This is a genomic window from Curtobacterium sp. DN_7.5 (assembly GCF_022655355.1).
Lineage (GTDB): Bacteria > Actinomycetota > Actinomycetes > Actinomycetales > Microbacteriaceae > Curtobacterium > Curtobacterium luteum.
Genome location: NZ_CP093378.1, coordinates 3210869 through 3231522 on the forward strand (window position 1 = coordinate 3210869; position 20654 = coordinate 3231522).

Consider the following 20654-nt stretch of genomic DNA (forward strand, 5'->3'; position numbering starts at 1 on the left):
CGACCCTGACCCCAGGGGGAGGACCCCCCACGCCACCCTACGAAGTACCTCCGGGGATAGGCGCTCTCTCCCCCCACGCTTTTTTCCACACTGACCGTTCCGGCCTCCCTGACCGTCTCCTGCCGACCTCCGGGGCTTCGATGACGCCGAGGAGGTGGTCCTGGTGGCTGATCGGAAGCTGCGCGCGGTCACCGAGGACGATCTGCCGGTTCGGGCGAAGACGGTCTCGGAGGCGGCTCGGACAGGCACGGTCCGGGAGCTGCTCGAGGCGACGCGTGACCGGATCGCGGTCGCGGTTGAGAACCCGAACACCCCTGCACGCGATCTCGCGGCGCTGACGAAGCGTCTGCTCGAGACGGTGCGTGAGATCGAGGCGTTCGACGCCCGGGAGGACGCAGACAATGCCAGCAGCGGCGCCGACGCAGTCGAAGACGGGGACTTCGACGTCGACGCCGTCTGACCTGCGGCTGTCGCAGTACGCGAAGAAGTTCGTCTTCCCGTCCGGCATCGCGAAGACGGTTTGGCCGCGGGTGGAGGCGAAGGGCTCGGAGATCGGGCTCGGCTTCGACTGGTGGCAGCAGCAGCTCGGCACGGTCTGCCTCGGTTACGGCGTCGACGGGAAGTACGTCGCGACGGTGGGTGGCATCGGCATGTCGATCCCCCGCCAGGTCGGGAAGACGTACTTCGTGCTCGCGATGCTCGTGGTGCTGTGCATCCTGTACCCGGGGCTGCAGGTCGTGTGGACCGCACACCACCTGAGTACGTCGACGAAGACGTTCACGTCGCTGCGCGGCATCTGCCAGCGGAAGCTCGTCCGGCCGCACCTCGCTCCGGGCCGGAAGGGGCTGCGGTCCTCCCACAGCGAGCAGCAGGCCGTGTTCCGCAACGGGTCGACGATCATGTTCGGCTCTCGGAAGATGGGCTTCGGTCGCGGCTTCGATGAGGTCGACATCGAGGTCTTCGACGAGGCGCAAATCCTCGACACGAAGGCGCTCGAGGACATGGTCGCCGCGACGAACCAGGCCCGGCACGAGCACGGAGCGCTCCTGTTCTTCATGGGCACGCCGCCTCGTGAGGCGGATCCGTCGGAGTCGTTCCGTCAGCGCCGCGACGAGGCGCACGACGGCGAGGCCGAGGACGCCATCTGGCTCGAGATCAGCGCCGACCCCGACTCGGACCCGAACGACGAGACGCAATGGCCGGTCATGAACCCGTCCTACCCGCTGCGCACGCCGCGGGAGTCGCTGCTGCGACTGCGGAAGAACCTGAAGGACGACGACTCGTGGAACCGCGAGGGTCGTGGCATCTGGGACCCGAAGAACGACGCGGTCGTCATCGACGAGCCGACGTGGAGCAAGGTCCAGGACCCGTCCTCGATGGCGATCGACCGGCTGACGCTCGCGATCGACGTCCCGCCGGACCGTTCCGTCGCCGCCGTCGCGCTCAGCGGCCTCCGCCCCGACGGGCTGTGGCACGTCGAGCTCGACGAGCAGCGCAAGGGCGTCGACTGGGTCATCCCGTGGGTCGTGAAGACGACGGAGAAGAACCAGCTCCACGCGGTCGTCGTCGACGAGATGGCCGGCCTCACCGAGGAGCGCCGCGGCCGGCACTTCCTGACCGGCACCGATGTCGAGGTCACCCTCGCAGCTGCGGAGGGACGTGACATGGCCATCGCCTGCGCGAAGTTCTTCGATGCCGTGCACGACGAGTCCGTCCGGCACACGAACCAGCCGCAGGTGAACGTCGCCCTGTCGGTCGCGCGGAAGCGGACCGTCGGCGGCGGCTGGGCGTGGAACCGCAAGGACAAGGCGTCCGACATCACCCCGATCGTCGCCGAGACCCTCGCCCTCTGGGGCGCGCAGAGCACCAACGTGAAGCGGCCGACGCGGCGCCGCACCGGAGACAGGAAGGCGGTCGTGCTGTGACCGAAACGCTCCGCGTGAACGCGCTGTCCGACGACGAGAACGACATCGTGAACGAGCTGCTGACGCAGCTCGACGAGAAGACGTACCGGAACCTCCGCCGGGCCGCGATCTACGACGGGAAGCGCGCGACGAGCCAGGTCGGCGGGGTCATCCCGCCGCAGTACCAGAAGCTCGGCCTCGTGCTCGGCTGGTGCGCGAAGGGCGTCGACGGGCTTGCCCGCCGCTGCAACATCGACCGGTTCGCGTGGACCGGGGGCGACCTCGACTCGATCGGCATGCAGGACCTCGAGGACAGCACGTTCCTGCTGTCGGAGCTGTCGCAGGCCCGCACCGACTCGCTCGTGCACGGCGTCTCCTACCTCGTCACCACCCGGGGCGGGGACGGCGAGCCCGACGTGCTCGTCACCGCTCGTGACGGCCTCAACGCGACCGGGATGTGGAACCCCCGAACCCGCATGCTCGACAGCTTCATCTCGGTGACCTCGCGCGACCTGAACGGCTCGAACACGGTGACCGGCTTCGCCCTGTACCTCCCCGACCTGGTCATCAACGCCTGGCAGGAGGACGGGTGGTGGCAGGTCGAGCGGTCCGAGCACACGTTCGGCGTCCCGGTCGAGCCGCAGATCTACAAGCCGCGCGCCGGCCGCCGCATGGGCCGGTCTCGCATGACTCGTCCCGCGATCTCGCACCAGGAAGCCGCCATCCGGGCGATGATGCGCCTCGAGGCGCACATGGACATCTACGCCATCCCGAAGATGGTTCTCCTCGGCGGCAGCGACTCGATGTTCAAGAACGAGGACGGCACCTACAAGTCGTCCTGGCAGGTCGCGATGGGACGCATCTTCGGCATCCCCGACGACGACGACACCGACCCCGAACTCGGCCGGCCGGACGTGAAGCAGTTCGCCGCGGAGTCGCCGCAGCCGCACCTCGCCCAGCTCAACGCTCTCGCCAAGCTCGAGGCTCGCGAGTTCGACCTGCCCGACCAGGACTTCGCGCTCACCGACATGGCGAACCCGACGTCGGAGGGCTCCTACGTCCAAGGACGCGACGCGCTCCTCGCCGAGGCGGAAGGAGCGATGTCGGACTGGGGCATCGGGATCCGGCGGACGGTCGCCCGGGCGCTCGCAATGAAGAACGGTCTCACCGAGGTCCCGAAGGCGTACAACACGATCGTCCCGGACTGGCGGAACCCGCTCTACCTGTCGAAGGCGGCGCAGGCCGACGCCGGCAGCAAGCAGATCTCCGCCGTGTCGTGGCTCGGCGAGACGCGCGTGGGCCTGAAGCTCCTCGGCCTGTCCGAGCCGGACATCAAGGAGGCGCTCGCCGAGAAGCAGCGCATCCAGGGCCGCGCGGTGATCGCCGCGCTCGCGAACCGGACGCCGACCAGTGGCAACGCCGAGTGAGTCGCGCGCGGACCTGCAGCTCGTCACCGCCGCGGCGGTCGAAGACGCGCAGGCCGTGTTCGCCTCCACCTCCGGGACACCCGAGGCTCGGCGGCTGCAGCTGCTCGACACCGTCCCGTCACTCATCGGCTACTACTCCGACGGCTCCGCGGCGCTCGCGGCGGACTTCTACGAGGAGTCGCGAGAGCTCGCGCGGGCGCGGACGTCGTTCCAGGTGACGGTCACCGTCGCGGACCGGGTCGTGAAGATCCGCCGCGGCATCGCCTGGGCGGCCGAGCCGCTGTTCGGCGCCACGCACGACGGCGACGACGTCGACGGTCGGCTGGCGCAGGTAGTGCAGCTCGAGACGGCGCGGCCGTACCGGGACACGATCCTCGACAACCGGAAGCGCGACCCGGACTCGATCGGCTGGGCCCGCTCGGCGGCCGGCGGCTGCAAGTTCTGCCGGATGCTCGCCGACCGCGGCGCCGTGTACCGCGAGCGCTCGGCGAACTTCGCCGCACACCCGCACTGCCACTGCACCGCCTACCCGGTCTTCAAGGGCGGCGAGCACGGCCCCGAGGCGAACGCGGTGCAGTACCTCGCGTCGAAGCGCAGCCGGACGCCGGCGCAGCGCGCCTACATCCGCGCCTACCTCAACGAGAACTACCCGGACACCCACGGGTGACACGACTTCCCCGCTGGGGAGAACGCTACGGCCGCGTTTCAGGCCGGTCTGACGTCCGACGGGACAGAAACGGAACGTACCGATGAACACCACCCCCATCACCGCCCGAGGACCGCTGTTCCAGCCTGCGCACTACCGCCCCTGGCTCCGGTTCATCGACTCCACCGACCCCGCCGACGGCGGCGCAGGTGGTGGCGACAACGGCAAGCAGGGTGACGAGGACAAGCAGAGCAAGACCTTCACCCAGGCCGAACTCGACCAGATCGTCCGGGACCGTGTCGGCCGCGAGAAGGCCAAGTACGCGGACTACGACGACCTGAAGTCGAAGGCCGAAGGCGCGAAGAGCGTCGAGGACAAGCTCTCGGACCTCGAGGGGAAGTACGCGGCCGCCGAGGCCCGCGCGCTCCGCAGCGACATCGCCGCGAAGCACGGGATCAGTGCCGAGGACCGCGATCTGTTCCTCACCGGCACGGACGAGGAAACCCTCACGAACCAGGCGAAGCGCCTGGCCGAGCGTGAGGCAGACCGGAAGAAGCAGGGCCCCCACGCGCCGCGCGAGGGCCGTCACACCATCCCGAAGGTCGACGACGAGCGCGCTGCGGTGCGCACGCTGTTCGGCTCCGGGGACTGACCTCCGAAAGGACACCACGTCATGGCCGTTTTCGGCACCAACGACGCCAAGGTGCTCATGCCGCGGAACATCGCTGACGGCATGGTCAAGGGCACCAAGACCACGTCGACCGTCGCGCGACTCTCGCCCCGTGAGCCCCAGCGCTTCGGCACGACCGACTACATCACCTTCAACGACATCCCGAAGATGGAGTTCGTCGAGGAAGGCGCCGACAAGGCCTCCCAGGGCACGTCGTTCGGCTCCGTGACCGCCAAGCCCCACAAGGGCCAGGTCACGCTGCGGTTCAACGAGGAGGTGCAGTGGCTGGACGAGGACTACCAGCTCGGTGTCCTCCGCGAGGTCGCCGACGCCGGCGAGGTCGCGCTCTCCCGCGGCCTGGACCTGGGCCTCGTGCACCGCATCAACCCGCTGAGCGGCACGGTCATCAACGGGTGGGACAACTACGTCACCGCGACCACGAAGCGCGTCATCCGCCAGGCCGGCGTCGACGCGGACGCGGAGGTGCGCGCGGCCGTCGGCCTGCTCGTCAACGACAGCAAGGCCGTGAACGGCTTCGCGATCGACCCGAAGCTCTCGTGGGACCTCGCGGGCCTGCAGGCGCTCTCGGGTGGTCAGCCGACCGGTACGCCCCGGTACCCGGGGCTCGGCTTCGGTACGAACATCACCGACTTCCTCGGGATCCCCGCCGCACAGGGCGACACGGTCTCCGGTCTCCCGGAGGCAGCGGCCGACACTCGCGTCCGCGGCATCGTCGGCGACTTCCAGAACGGCATCCGCTGGGGTGTCCAGCGGGAGCTGCCCGTCGAGATCATCCGGTACGGCGACCCGGATGGCCAGGGTGACCTCAAGCGCAAGAACCAGATCGCCCTGCGTCTCGAGATCGTCTACGGCTGGTACGTCTTCGCCGACCGCTTCGCCGTCATCCAGGAGGCCGCAGCATGACCCAGTTCAAGACGGAGCACGGCGTGCTCCTCGACGTCGACGACGAGCTCGCCGCCCGCATCGGCGGGAAGTGGAAGCCGGTCGAGGGCGCGGTCGAGGTCCCCGAAGGCGACCCGGCCGTGTCGTGGAAGGTGCCGCAGCTCAAGGCGTACGCCGTCGAGCACGACATCGACCTCGGCGACGCCAAGTCGAAGCCCGACATCCTCGCCGCCCTCGGCGTCGAGTCGGAGTGACAGGAAGGGGGCGGTCATGACCGTCGAACTCGCGAAGGTCGCGATCGAACTCGGTCGGGCCGCCCCCGACCCCGACACTGCCCTCGCGGCGCAGTGGCAGCTGTGGATCGACGACGCCGAGATGCTCATCGAGGATCGCGCCGCCGAGCTCAAGAAGCCGATGCCCGACGAGAAGAAGGTCGACTACGTCGTCCGGCAGGCCGTCGTCAAGCACATCCGCAAGCCCGACGACGCCACGCAGGTGACCGTGTCTGTCGACGACGGCTCTTCGTCGAAGACGTACCAGTCTGGCCAGGGCCGCGTCGTCATCCTCGACGAGTGGTGGGCGCAGCTCGGCCTCTTGAAGGCCAGCGGCGGCGCGTACTCCTTCGACTCGGCTCCCGGGTCCGGGTCTGTGCACGTGCCCTGGTGCAACCTCCTCTGGGGCGCCACCTACTGCTCGTGCGGTGCTGACATCGCCGGCACCCCGATCTACGAGAACCGGCCGTGACGGACCTCGGCGCTGACCTTCAAGCCGCGCTGCCCGACCTGCGCGCCGCCGCCGAGTCGAAGATGGTCGACTCCTGCACGATCGTCGAGGTCACGACCTCCGGCGATCCCGACCCCGCGACCTCGCTGCCCGCTGAGACGCGAACCACGATCTACGCCGGCAAGTGCGAGTACCGCGCCGCGGACACGCAGGCCCGCAGCGTCGACTCCGGCGGCCGACAGCTCGTCCAGCAGGGCGCCACGCTCAAGATCCCCGTCGACGCTCCTGGCTCCGCATCGGTGCGAGTCGGTCACGTCGCGACGATCAGCCTCGCCACGAACGATCCGACAGCGAGCCCCGTCGTGGTGACCGTCTCCGGCACTCACCAGCAGACGTACGCGACCGCGCGACGACTCCCCGTGGAGGTGACCAGCAGTGGCTGACGCAGTCACCATCGACACATCCGAGTTCGATCGCGCCATCGCGCAGCTCGCGAGGATCTCCGACGAGGCGCGTCCGCTGGTACGCAAGGCCGTGCAGGTCAACGTCACGAAGGTGAAGGAAGCCTGGCGCGAGAAGCTGCAGGGGACCCCGTCTGCGCCGCGGGTGCCGTACTCGATCACGTACGACACCAAGGAGCTCGCCGGCGGCGTGGAGGCCGAAATCGGTGCGACCAAGGGCACGGGCAACCAGGGCGGTGTCGCGCTCCTGCTCGAGTACGGGGCACCGAACAACCCGTCTGGACTGCCGGCCCACGGCTACGGCCTCGCCTCTCTGCAGGAGAACGTCGAGGACCTCGAGTACGGCGTCGGTGAGGCGATCGACGGGGCAGTGAAGGCGGTCGGTCTGTGAGCGAGTACGACGAGACGGTCGCGCTCCGTGCGCTGATCGAGGAGGTCCCGCAGCTCGAGGGCCGGGTCGGCGTCGGAACCGCGCCGAAGACCGCGGACGGGACCCCGCTCGCCCCGCCGTACGCCGTACTCACCGGGTCGAACGAAGCGGCCGCCACCGACCGGTTCTCGAGCCCGGTCGCATCGCGCCGGCCGTCGTGGATCGTCCACGCAGTCGGCACAACTGAGCTCGGCGCCGTGCAGGTCCTCGAGTGGATCGACGCCCGCCTGCGACCCCGCGGCCGCGGAGTCGTCCCCGTCGTGCCCGGCCGAAACACACAGCCCATCAGCCGTCTCGAGCGTCCGGGCAACGCCGAGGACAACGCCGTGCAGCCCTCGGTCTGGTACGCGATCGCTGTCTACGGCTTCGAGTCGAACCCCGCCCGATCCACCACCTGAGAAGGAGACCCGCTCATGCGAGAGAAGCCCCTCGTCGAGAAGGTCGACGTCGTGATCGGTCAGGACGGCGACGAACGCCTCGTGACCGTCGCGAAGGCGACCGCCGACCGCTGGCCGGACGTGTACCGGCCCGCGGAGACCGCGTCCGGGAAGCCGACCGCGGCCGCCAAGCGTGCCGTCGACGAGACCGAAGTCTCGCCGGTGGACGCGAAGCCGGAGGACGCCAAGCCGCGTCGTTCCCGCGCGAAGAAGTCGCCCGTCAGCAAGGACACCGGCCCGAAGACGCCGGACGAGCTGCCCGCGGCCCCCAACACGTCCTCGGCGCCCGCCGTGGCCGACACCCTCGCCGGTGACTCCGGCGTGACCACGGAAGGAGTCACGTCGTGACTCGCGATCTCATCCTGCCCCCGAGCGTCGACGTCGACGGGAACTTCGCTCTCCTCGCCGCTCCGAAGTCCGCCATCACGACCTGGCCGCCGACCCTGGCGGACGTGAAGGCCGCGACGACGGTCGACATCACCTACTCGCTCACCACGGACGGGTGGACCCACGGCAAGTCGCAGGACACCACCACGGACCCGCGCTTCGCGCTCCGTCAGGTGCTCGGCGGCTTCGGCCCCACCACGCACACGGCCTCGCTGACCTACGTCTACGGCGGCGAGGAGGACGAGGCCGACCCGCTGCTGCAGGAGGGCGAGGAGTACATCCTCTTCGCGCGCTACGCGACGCCGTGGGAGGACGAGCTGACCGCGACGGACAAGTTCGACGTCTTCCACGTCATCGCCGGCACGAAGGTCCGCAACACGGCCTCCGGCAACAAGTTCACGAAGACGCAGGCCCTCGCGCCGCGTCGGAACGTGCTCGAGGACTACACGCTCGCCGCGTAGCACCTCCCACCACGTGCGGGCGGCGGTCCTTTCCGGGAGCCGCCGCCCGCACCTGACCACGCACTCATCCCGGAGCATCCCGGAAGGAACACCATGGGCAACATCGCCAAGGCTCGCGAGGGCTACAAGCCGCCGACAGGCACGGTGCAGGTCGTGCTCGACGTCGAGCTCGCGCGAGAGCGGAATACGCTCCTGCAGCGTCAGGCGCAGGAGGAGCAGACGCTCTCCGATGAGATCGACCGCGTCGCCGCACCGGCTGCCGGCCGCACCGTCCCGCCGAAGCTGAAGAAGCTGCGCGACGAGATGGACGCGCTGCAGGTACGTCACCGCGAGCAGCTCGAGGAGCTCACCGAGCGCGAACGCGAGCACCTGCACAAGCTGCACATGACGAAGCTGTCGGGTGTCGAGTGGAGCGACCTCGCCGACAAGTTCCCGCCGCGCCTGGACGTGCAGTTCGACCTAGACCTCGGCTACAACCACCACGCGGTCGCTCTCGCCGCCGCGCGCCGGTCCACGGTGGACGTCAAGGAGGCGCTGCTCGACGGCGCGAAGCGTGACCCCGAGCAGTCGTACGTCGAGGTGAACGGGATCCCGCACCGCGTCGAGCCCGTCGACGAGGCCGACTGGGACTACATCCTCGAGATCGCGTCCGGTTGGGACGTCTCGAACATCATCAACCTGCAGATCAACCTCAACGTCCTGCAGGCGTCGAACCGGCTGGGGCGCCTGAAAAAAGACTGACCGAGGACCCCACGCTGCGGGCGCTGGTCACGCTGTCGCGAGACACCGGCAGGTCCGTCCGCAAGCTGCAGGGGTGGGAGCCGTCCGCGCGCACGTCGTACGAGTACGACGAGGCGACCGGACGGCTCTCGTCGTCCACGACGACCCTCGAGCCAGAGTTCGGTCCGACCGACCTCGAGTGGCTGCACGCCCTCCACGAGGTCGAGCGCGAGCAGGGCTCCCACGGCTTCCTGATCTCGGAAGCAACTGACCCGGACGCCGACCCGGACCGGCCCGACTCGCACTACCGGTTCCTGGCGGGAACGCCGCAGACGACGCCGGAGGGTGACGTCGTGTTCTCGCCGACGTACGACCTCGCCGAGCGCGTGAAGCAGCACTACATCTCCGACATCCGCGGCGAAGACCGAGACCCCCACGCCGGCCTGATCGTCCCCGTTCACCGGGTCCGAGTCGAGCCGCGTTCGGCTCGGAAGCGACGCCGCAGGACGCCCACTTCACCTCCACCCGAGTGAGGCCCTGAGCGGGGCAGAGAGCAGGTGCCCCGTGGCGTTCGGTTCCGACCGCAGCGTGAAGCTCACCGTCGCGGCGACGATGGACGGGTTCGTCAACGAGCTCGACCGCGGCACCCGCGCCGGTCAGCAGTGGTCTCGGTCGATCGCGGCCAACGCGAAGCAGGCCGCCGTCGCCCTGCACTCGGTCAAGGACGAGGCGAAGGAGGTGGCGGTCCCGCTCCTCGCGATCGGGACCGTCGCCGCCGCCGGCGTCGCCTACGCGGTCAAGTCCTACGCCGACTTCGACGAGAAGATGTCGTCGGTCAAGTCACTGTCGCACGCGACCGCGGAGGAGCAGCAGAAGCTCAAGCAGGCCGCGCTCGAGACCGGCACCGCCATCGGCTACTCGGCCACGCAGGCCGCGGACGCCGAGATCGAGCTCGTCAAGGCCGGCGTCTCGGCGAACGACATCTACGGCGGCGCCCTCGCGGGCTCCCTGAAGCTCGCCGCGGCCGGCCAGATTGACGTCGCCGACGCCACGTCGATCGCCGCGTCCACGCTCACCCAGTTCAACCTCAAGGGCAAGGACGTCACCCACGTCGCCGACCTCCTCGCGGCCGGCGCCGACAAGGCGCTCGGTGGCGTCTCCGACCTCGGCGAGGGCCTGAAGTACATCGGGCCGGTCGCCGCCTCGTCGAACGTCTCGCTCGAGCAGACCGTCGGTTCCCTCGCGCTCCTCGCGCAGAACGGCATCCTCGGCGAGCAGGCCGGCACCAGCCTCCGCGGCATGCTGCTGTCCCTCACCGCGCCGTCCGAGCTCGCGGCGAAGACGATGCAGCGCTACGGCATCGAGGTGTACGACGCGCAGGGCAAGTTCATCGGCTTCAACGGCGTCGCGCAGCAGCTCCACGACCGCCTCGGCACCCTCGACGACGCGCAGCGCGACGCGGCGCTCGGCACGATCTTCGGCAACGCGCAGATCACCGCCGCGACGATCCTGATGAAGGACGGCGCGTCCGCGGTCGACAAGTGGACGGCCGCCGTCAACGAGCAGGGGTTCGCGACCGAGCAGGCGCTCGGCAAGATGAACAACCTCAACGGCGACCTCACCAAGCTGAAGGCGTCCTTCCAGACCGCGGCGATCGTCACCGGCGAGGCCGCGAACGGGCCTCTCCGCGGCGCAGTGCAGGTCGTCACCGACCTCATCGACAGCTACAACCGGGCGCCCGGCGCCGTTCAGGGCGTCGTCCTCGGGGTAGGTGCGCTCACCGCCGCGGTCGCCCTCACCGGCGGAACGGCGCTGATCGCGGTCCCGAAGATCGTCGCGTTCGGCGTGGCGCTGCAGACCCTGTCCCAGTCGCAGATCCCCGGCGTCTCCCGCGCCGCAGGCCTCGGGATCAAGGCCGCTAGCGGACTCGCGAAGGGCTTCGGCGCCGTCTCCAACGTCCTGCTCGGGCCCTTCGGCCTGGCACTCGCCGCGGGCGCGCTGGCGCTGCACACCCTCGACCTCGCAGCCGACTCCGGACGCGTCTCGCAGGAGAAGCTCACCAACGCCATCTCGACGTCGGCGTCCGCGGTGGACCTCCTGGCGATGGCGGGCAAGCGGACGGACCTCTCGAAGCTCGTCGCGGGCGACACCGAGAAGCGCCTGCAGAACCTGAAGGCCGTCATCGGCGAGCTCAAGAACGAGCAGGTCGGCCTGTTCTCCTCCTTCGGGATCAAGGAGGAGTCCAAGGCGGTCACGGACCTCGGCAGTGCGCTCGCGCAGGTCGGGTCCGCGGACGCGCCGGCCGCGGCGCGTGCCTTCAAGTCGCTCAAGGAGCAGCAGCGCCTTACCCGCGCCGAGACGCTGCAGCTGCTTGACCTGATGCCCGACTACAAGGCCGAGCTCACGAATCAGGCGACAGCCCTCGGGATCAGCGCGTCGAAGTCGAACCTCCTGAAGCTCGCCACCGGTGACTACAAGTCGGCGGCGGAGTCGGCGAAGAACCCGACGAAGGAGAACGCCGACGCCCTGCAGCAGATGGACAAGTCTGCCGAGGACGCGGCGAAGGCCATCCAGGACACCTCGAACGCGCTGAAGGGGCTCACGTCCCCGACGCTCGACGCCCGGGAAGCGGAGCGCCAGTTCCAGGCCGCGATCGACGCCGTCACGCAGTCGATCAAGGACAACAAGGAGACGTACAAGGACGCTGGCACCTCCCTCGACATCCACACCGAGGAGGGCCGGAAGAACCAGGCTGCGCTCGACGGGATCGCACAGTCGGCCGAGAACGCGGCGAGCGCGCTCTACACGCAGACGGGGTCGCAGGACAAGGCGACCGCGGCGCTGCAGGCTGGCCGGGACGAGCTCATGAAGGCGCTCGGCCAGTACGGCATCACCGGGGCAGCGGCCCAGGCGTACGCCGACAAGATCATCGGCACGCCGAAGGACTGGGCCACGCTGTTCTCGAACAACGCGGCGGCCGCCGGCGGTCCGGTCGACGGGCTCAACGGCAAGATCCGCGCGATCCCTACCGGCTACAACTCGACGATCAACGTCAACGTCAGCGGGGCGGCGAACGTCGAGGCGACGAAGAACGCGATCGATCGGCTCAAGGCGGCGATCCAGCAGGCGGCAGCCGTCGGAGCGGCGACGCCGATCGTCGCGCACGCCTCCGGCGGGAACGTCGCCTTCGCTGGCGGTGGCGCGGTCTACGGCCCTGGGACGGGCACCAGCGACTCGATCGCTGCACGACTGTCCAACGGCGAGCACATCGTCACCGCGGCGGAGGTACGGGCGCTCGGCGGTCAGGCGGCGATGTACGAGCTGCGCGCTGCGATCCGCAGCAACGCGGCCGGGCAGATGACGAAGCGGCAACTCGTCGAGGCCGTCCGGTCCGTGTCGACATCTGGTGTCCCCGGGTTCGCGAATGGCGGCGCGGTCGTCACCGGCCAGTACGCACCGCCGCCGGCACAGCGGATCGTCGTGCAGGCCGGCGGTGGCGGTGGTGACGTCTTCGCTCCGACGTTCGTGTCCTCCGGCAGTCAGTCGGCGGACCTCGACCGAACGATGTTCGTGTACCGCACCCAGGTGCGAGGGAGGCGGCGCCGATGACCGGCTACTGGTCCCTGCTGTTCCCGGGGGAAGACCCGGTGGAGTTCTCGGACGACTCCGGCATCTTCCTCCGGGACGACCCGGAGCTGCAGGACTACGACATCGCCGACCAGGACGTGAGCCTCGATGGCGTCGACGGCACGCTGTTCGGCGTCGACACGCACGGCGGTGCCACGTTCGCGCTCACCTTCGGTGTCGTCGGGTCGTCGCCTGATGACGCGCGTGACCGGGAAGGCACGCTGAAGCTCCTGTGGCGCGGCGACAGCATCCGGGCGACCCCGGACGCCGTCGCCGAGCTCGTCTCGCCGCGGGGCCGTTCGTCGTTCGGGCGGCCGCGCCGGATCGCCACCTCGGATCGGCGCTACTTCGACTACCCCGCCTCGGCCGACGTCGGAGCCGAGTGGCGAGCGGCGGACCCGGTCTGGTACGGCGCCACCCGGTCCGCCGATGTGGGGCTCGTCGCTTCCCGCAGCGGCGGCATCACGACGCCACTCCGGGTCCCACTCCGCGTCGGGATCGCTTCTGGCAGCCGGTCCGTGCAGTTCGTCGTCGACAGCGAGATCCGCACGTGGCCGACGATCCGCATCAGAGGGCCGATCAAGTCGCCGACGGTCCTCGTCATCGGGCCGGGCGGGTTTCGGTGGCAGGTGTCGTTCCCGTCGCTGAACCTCGCCTACGACGACTGGGTCGATCTGACGACCGTGCCGTGGAACCGCGGCGTCGTCCGGCGCAACAGCGGCGGCAACGTCCCGCTCGGTGCTGCGTCGTCGCGGTTCGACGCCGCGTACCTCGAGGCCGGCACCTACGAGCTCGTCCTGACGGGCGTCTCACTCTCGGGCAGTCCCCGGGCGTTCATCGAGTGGCGCGACGCGCACTCCACCCCCTGAGAGGAACGAACACATGACCTGGTCGAACCCGTGGCTCGTCGGTGGCAATGCTGAGACGAGCGAGCAGACCGCTCGCACCCTCGCCTTCATCGCGTCCGGCGGTGCGGAGGGCATCGCGCAGCCCGCCGACCTGAAGGTGGTCGCCACCCCGGTTCCGAGCTCGCAGCTCGCCGTGTCGATCGGCGGCGCGATCATCCTCAACCGCGGCGCCGACAGCTACGAGCAGTCGTACGTCGGGGTGAACGCCGACCCCGACACGGTCACGATCAACCCGACGAACTCGACAGGGGTGCGCCGGGACCTCGTGGCCGTTCGTGTCGAGGACCCGAACGCGGTAGGTGGGACGCAGTGGGCGGGCAACGGCGCGGACCCGGACGAGGGCCCGTTCCTGTTCACGCGGGTCATCGAGAACGTCCCCGCGGGCACCACTCGCCTGCAGGACGTCCCGGGCCACGGCAACGACGTCGGCTTCGCGCTGGCACTCGTCACCATCCCGGCGAACACGGCGACCATCACGAGCGCGATGCTGACCGATCTGCGGCAAATCGCCCGGCCGCGCGAGACGCGCGTCGTGGCCCGCGACCTCGGCCAGTCGGTCAGCACGCTGACGCAGACCGCGGACCGGGTGTTCCCGGCGTTCCAGCCGTCGTTCGTCGTGCCGGACTGGGCCACCCACGTCGAGATCGAGGTGACGGTGTCGCAGATTTCCGCTGCGTCGAACTCGAACGGCTACGCAGCGCTGCAGCTCCGTGAGTCGGACGGGCAAACGATCATCCTCCCGGGCGACACGATGGCGTACAACGCGGACGCGTCCGGCGGCGGGAACACCCGGTTCGTGCACCTGTCGTCGACCTACGGCGACGTCCGCTCGTACCGCGGGCGCACCATTCGGCCGTCGAACGTCATGCGGAAGGCCTCGGCCGCCGCGGGCGACCTGTCCTACGACCAGTACGCGCAGATCAAGTTCGTGGCGACGTTCTACGAGCGGATCGTCTGATGGGTGACCGGTGGTTCCTCAAGCGGGCACTGACCGGCGCGACCCTGACGAACGACGCTCCGCTGAAGATCATCGAGGCGCCCACTCGCGGCCTCAACGGCGCCGGGTCGATGCGGTTCACCCTGACGGGCTCGATCGCCGCCCGGCCGTCCGACGTCGACGGTCTGCCGCTCATCCAGGAGTGGAACACGCGCGTGTACCGCGTCACCGACGAGGGGCAGGTGACGTGGGGCGGCATCGTCATCAGCTCCGACGACAGCGCGACCGAGTGGATCGTCGAGGCCGCGACCGACTCGACGATCCTGTTCGGCACCGCGTACCTCGGGCCCGTGCAGCGCCTCGCCCAGGTCGACCCCGCCGACATCGTCCGGCTGATCTTCCACCACGTGCAGGGACAGCCCGGCGGCGACCTCGGCATCCAGATCGTCGGCTCCACCGGGCTGAAGGTCGGCAGCGCCTCCTCGCGGGATGCGCTCGAGTACGAGCGCGCCTACAACGACGCCGTGAAGACCTACAAGGCCGCCGTCGCTGAGCGGAAGCGGCTGGCCGCGATCGTCGCCGACTCCCGCAAGACCTACAGCGGCTACGTGAAGCAGGGCGTCGCGGCGAACGCGGAGCTGTCTGCGGCGAAGAAGGTCAAGCCGAAGGCGACCGCCCGAATCGCCGCAGCGCAGGCCGAGGTGAACCGGATCGCGGCGCTGAAGTCGCAGCAGAACGGCTACATCAAGGACCACCAGGCGGACGTCAACGCGCAGCAGAAGGTTGTCGCGCAGGCGTCGTCCGAGAAGAAGCTCGCGTACGAGCGCAAGGTGAAGGCGAACGACCGTGCCCGCGAAGACGGCGGCGCGTATGAGCTGCTCTGGTGGGAGGCGCCCGACTGCGGCGAACTGGTCCAGGACCTCGCCGACGACGGCCCGTTCGACTACGTCGACGAGTGGGCGATGTCGGGCGACACGATCACGTCGACGTTCCACATCTACTACCCGCGCGCCGGTCGGAAGCGCGACGACGTGGTTTTCGAGCAGGGTCGGAACGTCGTCGACGTCATCGAGGCGACCGTCCCCGGCGATGACTACGCGTCCGAGGTCGTCGGGATCGGCGCCGGCGAGGGGTCCGGCTCGGTCCGACGTTCCACGTCGACGCGGACCGGCCGGATCCGCCGAGTGGCAGTCGTCACGGACAAGACCGTGAAGACGGGCGCGCAGATGGACCGGATCATCAACCGCGAGCTCGTCGTCCGGCAGCGCGTGCTCGAGGTACAGAAGCTCCGCGTGAAGCGCACGGCCGGCACCTCGTGGGACCTCGGAGACGACGTCCACGTGAAGGTGACACTCCGTGGCCACGGCCCAATCGACCTCCTCCACCGCATCGTCGAGGAGCAGCCAGACGCCACAGACCCGCGGTTCGTCGACCTGACGCTGCGCCGATCGGACTCATTCCAGTACGGAGGTTGACGGTGGCGAACGACGAGGAGCTCGGCGCGAAGGTCGCGGAACTCGAGCGGATCGTCCGACGTCTCGTGTCGGGCGATCAGCTCGGGTCGTCGACGTTCGGCGGGACGGACGAGGACGACGTCGAGTCGGTTCCGCTCAACGTGACCGACGCCCTGGCGGACGCGAACGACGCCTCGACGGCGATCCCGCTGCTGCAGGACGACATCGACGAGCACGGCGAGGCCGTGTCGGACCTCGCGGACCAGATCGACGCGACGATGGACGAGCTCGACGCCCGCCTCGAGCTCGCGGACACGAACCTCGCGGTCGCCCGGGAGGAGATCGAGGAAGCACAAGCCGCGATCAACACCGCCTTCGGGACCCGTGTCGACGGACTCTCCGACGACGTCGACACCGCAATCAGCGCCGCCGGCTCTGCGAAGACCGAAGCCGAGGCCGCCACCGACGCCGCACAAGCGGCCGCCGGGCTTGCAGGGTCGCTCGGGCAGACGTTCATCCAGGTCTCGAAGCCGACAGGTTCGAGGGCGGACCCAAAGAACCTGTGGATCAACATCAGCCCGGACAGCAACGGGGTTCCGAAGAACCAGCCGAACCGGTACGACTCGTCCATCCCGGACTGGGTGCCGATCACCGACGCCCAGGCCGTCGCCGCGGCGCAGACCGCCGCGACCGCGGTCGCCGCCGCGCAGGCAGCGAAGGACATCGCCGACCAGGCCAACACGGCCGCCGGTGTCGCGAAGACCGCCGCCGACAACGCGAACACCGCCGCGCTGCAGGCAGCCGGCATCGCGAACGGCAAGGGCAAGGTCATCTCGCAGGTGTCCAAGCCGACCGGCGCGAACGCGGCCGCGGGGAACCTCTGGATCCGCACGACCGACAACACCCCCTGGGTCTACGACACGACGATCCCGGACTGGGTGCAGGTCACCGACCAGAACGCCACGAACGCTGCCGCGGCCGCCGTGCAGGCGCAGCAGGCCGCCACCGCGGCCGCGAACGCCGCGTCTGCCGCGCAGGCGACGGCGGACAGCAAGCCCCTGATCCTGTTCTCGTCGACGTCGGGCCCGTCCGGAACCGCGCCGACCGGGTCGACGTGGTTCCTCTGGGACTCTGCGAAGAACATCGCCGGGCAGTGGCTGCAGTCCGGGACGCTCGCGAACCCTGTCTGGACCCCGCAGCAGATCACCTCGCAGGTCATCGCGAACCTCGACCTCGGCAAGCTCACCGCAGGCTCGGCAGCGATTGCCACGCTCGTCGCGCAGAAGATCGCCGCGTCGACGGCGAACTTCCAGACCGCGAACGTGTCGAACCTGTTCGTCACGTCCGGCGCGACGATGTCGCAGGCGGTCATCGACTTCCTGTTCGCGAACGTCGTGCAGGCGAAGAAGATCACCGCCGGGATGATCGACGTCGACAGCCTGAACGGCATCACCCTCACCGGCACGATCGTGCAGACCTCGGCGACCGGCAAGCGGACCGTGCTCGGCGACAACGTCATCACGTTCTTCGGGTCCGACGGCACCACCGCGGTGAAGGCCGGCGTCATCGAGGGACTGCCCAACGGCGCATCGGGCGGCATGGTGCACATCGGGCCCGCGCAGGGCGGCGGCGACGGCATCTACATCGGCACCAGGTCGCTGCCGTTCGCCGGGTCCGTCGGCTGCTATGCCGACAACGCGTGGATCCCGGCCCTGTACGTCAGCAGCGTCTACAGCGCCGGCACCGGCAAGGAGCTCGTCGGCGACACGCAGTGGCAGAACCTCAACGTCACCGCCGGCAACAACGACACCACGAACCCAGTGCAGTACCGCCGCCTCAACGGTCAGGTAGTCCTGCAGGGCCTCATCACGCCGACCGTCGTCGGTCAGACCATCGGCCAGCTGCCCGCTGGCTTCCGGCCTGGCGTCGCCCGGCAGATGTGGCTCGACCGGAACGGCGCAACGCAGTGGGTCGTCCGCGTCCAGGCAGGCGGCAACATCGCGCTCCTCGGACCGTCCGGCGGCTCGGGCGCGATCAACATGGGCGGCTTCACGCCCTTCCCCGCAGACAACTAGGAGTCACCATGACCGAGGAAGCGCTCCCCGAAGTCGCACCAGACGTCGAGCCGGCACTGCAGGTGTACCCGGACAGCACCGTTGGCGTCCTGCTCCGACAGCGCGACGACCTGCAGCGAGCGATCGACGCCGACCGCGTCACCGTCGGCATCATCGCCGCGCGCATCGACGAGGCCGCGGCCCGGGTGGCGCAGCTCGAGCAGTCGATAGACGTGCTCGGCGGCGCACCCGCGTAGCGAGCTCAACCCACCACCAGGCCGTCCTACGGGGCGGCCTTCGCTGTCCTAGGAGAGGCTGCCCATGCAGTGGAAGTTCAGCAACATCTACAGCGTCGGCCCGTCGTCGTACGGCGACCGGCGCGGCATCGAGCAGTTCGTCACGAACGCCCGCGTCGCGCTGCAGGTGTTGACCGTCATCATCCTGTTCAACGCCTACCTGAGGCAGAACGGCCGGTCCGGGTCCCTGTCGGTCAACGAGGCGAAGCGCACACGGAAGCGCCAGGACTACCTCTGGTCGATCCGGTTCATCCTCGGCGTCGTCGTCGCCCGGCCGTACACGTCGCCGCACGACGAGGTGGAGCACGGCAACGCGATCGACTTCGGCATCACGATGCCGGACGGCTCGAATCGTGCGCTCTCACCCGACGAGTTCACCGTGCTCCACGCGCTCGTCGCAGCGCACGGCGGCATCTGGACGGGGGTCAACTTCGGCGAGCAGTGGCACCACGAGATGGGCACGGCTGCCGAGCGCGAGCTGCCGTTCCCCGACGCTCGCCAGCGACTCGCGGCGAAGCCGACCACCTCCACCCCGCCGGCGGCACCTGCACCGGCCCCGAAGCCCCCAACACCGAAGGTCGAGAACGACATGCTCTACGTCACGTCGAAGAAGTCCAAGCAGCGGTACGTGATCGGTGAGCTCACCCTCACCACGCCGTCCGACACCAACGCCATCGCATACTCGCACGCGATCCCCGGCGACGACAACCTCTTCCAGGAGCTCGAGTCCAAGCAGGTCGCCGGCCTCATCCAGGACTGCCGCGAACGGCGCGACTCCCTCGGCGTCGCGATCTCCGCGAAGTTCGAGGCGGCCGTCACCAAGGCGCTCGCGACGGAGGACCGCGCATGACCGGCGAGCACGAGGCGTCCACGCCGAAGAAGTTCGACGTCGAGGCCATCTGGCACAAGGGGCAGCGGGTGCTCCGCACGAGCCTCACGACCGCGCTGACGGTCCTGCCGCTGATCCCGCAGGTCGTGCAGATCGTGCAGGGCCAGTGGCCCTCGGCGACCGGCCTGACCGCGGTCGCCGTGCAGGCCGTCGCGATCAACGCGGCGCTGACGGCGATCATCGCGCTCCCGACCGTGAACCGATGGCTCACACCCCTCGGGCTCGGCTCGGTCCCGCGGAAGGCCGCGAAGGAGGCCGCCGCCGCGAAGTCGCAGGAACTGCAGCCGGCGCTGTTCGCGCCGTCGACGACCGACTACCGGAACGACCAGGGCAGTCCCGGATCGGAGGACTGATGGTCACCACCGACCCGAAGCTCAACCAGCGGCGCCTCTGGTGGGAGCGGCTGCTCTGGATCATCGACATGGCCGCCTACGGTGTGATCGGCCTGTCCGGGGCGCTCGCACTCGTGCACGTGTCCGACTACGTCCTCGACACCCTCCTCGGCCAGCGGTGGATCATCAGCCTCTTCGCGTGGCTGATGGTCGCCGCCTGGCTCGGCCTTGCAGGCCGAGCGTCCCGCGTCTGGGCGGTCGAGTACATCGGCAACGTCGCGTCGGGCTGGGGGGCGTTCGTCTACGCCGTGGTGCTCTCCTCCGGAGCGCTCTCCGGAACGGCATCATTCGCCGCATTCGGCGTGGCCGTCGTGGCGATGCTCGCCATGGTGCGCCGGTACGCGGAGCTGCGGATCTTCACGTCCGAGCCGGGGGTGAAGACGAGGGGGTGGCTGCGTGACGTCCTCGACCGGCGCACGAAGAACGTCGTGCCGCGGAAGCACTACTGAGGGGGGACGGCATGAACTGGGACATCGTCCCCAGCCTCGCGGCCGTCGGCGGCGGCGCCGGTGTGCTCGCGCTCGCGCAGGCGATCGTCACGGTCGTCCGGCTCGTCCGGCAGGGCGTCTCCGTGCGTGAGGGCAAGCGTCGAGTCGACATCGTGCAGCAGCGCGACGAGGCACTCGCCGCGGCCATTCGGGAGCGCGACCGCGCCGACGAGCAACAGCGCCGAGCCGACGTCGAGCAGGCTCGAGCCGACTGGGCGGAGACCAATCGGCAGATCGCCGTCGAGAACGAGCAGCGTGCGCGTGAGCATGCCGCGGACCTTCGAGTCCGGCTGATCGAGGCAGGGCAAGCACGCGAAGACCTGCCTGACTGGCCTGACATGGACCGCACGATCCCTCGTGCCGAGTTCGACCGGATGCGGCGGCAGCAGGCCACATGAACGAAAGACCCCCTCGAGGCTCCTTGCGGAGTCTCGAGGGGG

At 69.5% G+C, this 20654-nt stretch carries 25 protein-coding genes; all 25 read left to right on the plus strand.

All coding sequences use genetic code 11. The annotated features are described in order from the left end of the window. The first annotated feature begins 154 nt into the window (after positions 1–154). Positions 155–460 (plus strand): hypothetical protein, encoded by a 306-nt coding sequence (locus tag MON03_RS15040; protein WP_242089238.1) that lies wholly within the window; start codon positions 155–157, stop codon positions 458–460. After that, a complete protein-coding gene (locus tag MON03_RS15045) occupies positions 402–1925 on the plus strand; it encodes a hypothetical protein (RefSeq protein WP_242089239.1) in 1524 nt (507 codons plus the stop codon). Before MON03_RS15040 ends, MON03_RS15045 begins: the two co-directional genes overlap by 59 nt. Then, positions 1922–3331, plus strand: a complete 1410-nt coding sequence (locus tag MON03_RS15050) for a phage portal protein (RefSeq protein ID WP_242089240.1) — start codon at positions 1922–1924, stop codon at positions 3329–3331. The genes MON03_RS15045 and MON03_RS15050 overlap by 4 nt, the downstream gene beginning before the upstream one ends. Continuing rightward, complete coding sequence (locus MON03_RS15055; protein WP_242089241.1) at positions 3315–3998, plus strand: VG15 protein; 684 nt, start codon at positions 3315–3317, stop codon at positions 3996–3998. The genes MON03_RS15050 and MON03_RS15055 overlap by 17 nt, the downstream gene beginning before the upstream one ends. An 82-nt stretch (positions 3999–4080) precedes the next feature. Further along, positions 4081–4629: a hypothetical protein gene (locus MON03_RS15060; protein WP_242089242.1), complete on the plus strand. Its 549-nt coding sequence runs from the start codon at positions 4081–4083 to the stop codon at positions 4627–4629. 21 nt (positions 4630–4650) lie between these two features. Continuing rightward, positions 4651–5571 (plus strand): phage major capsid protein, encoded by a 921-nt coding sequence (locus MON03_RS15065; protein WP_242089243.1) that lies wholly within the window; start codon positions 4651–4653, stop codon positions 5569–5571. Next, positions 5568–5804 carry a hypothetical protein gene (locus MON03_RS15070; RefSeq protein WP_242089244.1) on the plus strand — a complete coding sequence of 79 codons (237 nt, stop codon included), beginning with the start codon at positions 5568–5570 and terminating at the stop codon, positions 5802–5804. The genes MON03_RS15065 and MON03_RS15070 overlap by 4 nt, the downstream gene beginning before the upstream one ends. 16 nt (positions 5805–5820) lie before the next feature. Then, on the plus strand, positions 5821–6294 hold the full coding sequence (locus MON03_RS15075; RefSeq protein ID WP_242089246.1) for a Gp19/Gp15/Gp42 family protein: 474 nt from the start codon (positions 5821–5823) through the stop codon (positions 6292–6294). Further along, positions 6291–6716, plus strand: a complete 426-nt coding sequence (locus tag MON03_RS15080; protein ID WP_242089248.1) for a DUF6093 family protein — start codon at positions 6291–6293, stop codon at positions 6714–6716. The genes MON03_RS15075 and MON03_RS15080 overlap by 4 nt, the downstream gene beginning before the upstream one ends. Further along, positions 6709–7125: a hypothetical protein gene (locus tag MON03_RS15085; protein WP_242089250.1), complete on the plus strand. Its 417-nt coding sequence runs from the start codon at positions 6709–6711 to the stop codon at positions 7123–7125. Before MON03_RS15080 ends, MON03_RS15085 begins: the two co-directional genes overlap by 8 nt. After that, positions 7122–7562, plus strand: a complete 441-nt coding sequence (locus tag MON03_RS15090; RefSeq protein WP_242089252.1) for a hypothetical protein — start codon at positions 7122–7124, stop codon at positions 7560–7562. Before MON03_RS15085 ends, MON03_RS15090 begins: the two co-directional genes overlap by 4 nt. A gap of 15 nt (positions 7563–7577) precedes the next feature. Beyond that, positions 7578–7949, plus strand: coding sequence for a hypothetical protein (locus MON03_RS15095; protein WP_242089253.1), 372 nt, complete (start codon positions 7578–7580; stop codon positions 7947–7949). Continuing rightward, positions 7946–8449 (plus strand): phage tail tube protein, encoded by a 504-nt coding sequence (locus MON03_RS15100; RefSeq protein ID WP_242089254.1) that lies wholly within the window; start codon positions 7946–7948, stop codon positions 8447–8449. Before MON03_RS15095 ends, MON03_RS15100 begins: the two co-directional genes overlap by 4 nt. A gap of 93 nt (positions 8450–8542) precedes the next feature. Continuing rightward, positions 8543–9190, plus strand: a complete 648-nt coding sequence (locus MON03_RS15105) for a hypothetical protein (RefSeq protein WP_242089255.1) — start codon at positions 8543–8545, stop codon at positions 9188–9190. Next, positions 9103–9702, plus strand: coding sequence for a hypothetical protein (locus MON03_RS15110; protein WP_242089256.1), 600 nt, complete (start codon positions 9103–9105; stop codon positions 9700–9702). The genes MON03_RS15105 and MON03_RS15110 overlap by 88 nt, the downstream gene beginning before the upstream one ends. 31 nt (positions 9703–9733) lie before the next feature. Continuing rightward, positions 9734–12778: a phage tail tape measure protein gene (locus tag MON03_RS15115; RefSeq protein WP_242089257.1), complete on the plus strand. Its 3045-nt coding sequence runs from the start codon at positions 9734–9736 to the stop codon at positions 12776–12778. Next, the gene (locus MON03_RS15120) at positions 12775–13665 is read left to right on the plus strand and encodes a hypothetical protein (protein ID WP_242089258.1); all 891 of its coding nucleotides are present in this window, start codon (positions 12775–12777) and stop codon (positions 13663–13665) included. The genes MON03_RS15115 and MON03_RS15120 overlap by 4 nt, the downstream gene beginning before the upstream one ends. 13 nt (positions 13666–13678) lie before the next feature. After that, positions 13679–14662 (plus strand): hypothetical protein, encoded by a 984-nt coding sequence (locus MON03_RS15125; protein ID WP_242089260.1) that lies wholly within the window; start codon positions 13679–13681, stop codon positions 14660–14662. After that, positions 14662–16116, plus strand: a complete 1455-nt coding sequence (locus MON03_RS15130) for a hypothetical protein (RefSeq protein WP_242089263.1) — start codon at positions 14662–14664, stop codon at positions 16114–16116. Before MON03_RS15125 ends, MON03_RS15130 begins: the two co-directional genes overlap by 1 nt. A 2-nt stretch (positions 16117–16118) precedes the next feature. Beyond that, positions 16119–18170 carry a hypothetical protein gene (locus MON03_RS15135; RefSeq protein WP_242089265.1) on the plus strand — a complete coding sequence of 684 codons (2052 nt, stop codon included), beginning with the start codon at positions 16119–16121 and terminating at the stop codon, positions 18168–18170. An 8-nt stretch (positions 18171–18178) separates the two neighbouring features. Then, on the plus strand, positions 18179–18406 hold the full coding sequence (locus tag MON03_RS15140; RefSeq protein ID WP_242089267.1) for a hypothetical protein: 228 nt from the start codon (positions 18179–18181) through the stop codon (positions 18404–18406). 64 nt (positions 18407–18470) lie between these two features. After that, on the plus strand, positions 18471–19295 hold the full coding sequence (locus tag MON03_RS15145) for a hypothetical protein (protein WP_242089269.1): 825 nt from the start codon (positions 18471–18473) through the stop codon (positions 19293–19295). Then, on the plus strand, positions 19292–19687 hold the full coding sequence (locus MON03_RS15150) for a hypothetical protein (protein ID WP_242089271.1): 396 nt from the start codon (positions 19292–19294) through the stop codon (positions 19685–19687). The genes MON03_RS15145 and MON03_RS15150 overlap by 4 nt, the downstream gene beginning before the upstream one ends. Next, on the plus strand, positions 19687–20175 hold the full coding sequence (locus tag MON03_RS15155) for a hypothetical protein (protein WP_242089273.1): 489 nt from the start codon (positions 19687–19689) through the stop codon (positions 20173–20175). The genes MON03_RS15150 and MON03_RS15155 overlap by 1 nt, the downstream gene beginning before the upstream one ends. 11 nt (positions 20176–20186) lie before the next feature. After that, positions 20187–20612: a hypothetical protein gene (locus MON03_RS15160; protein ID WP_242089275.1), complete on the plus strand. Its 426-nt coding sequence runs from the start codon at positions 20187–20189 to the stop codon at positions 20610–20612. Positions 20613–20654: the final 42 nt, after the last annotated feature.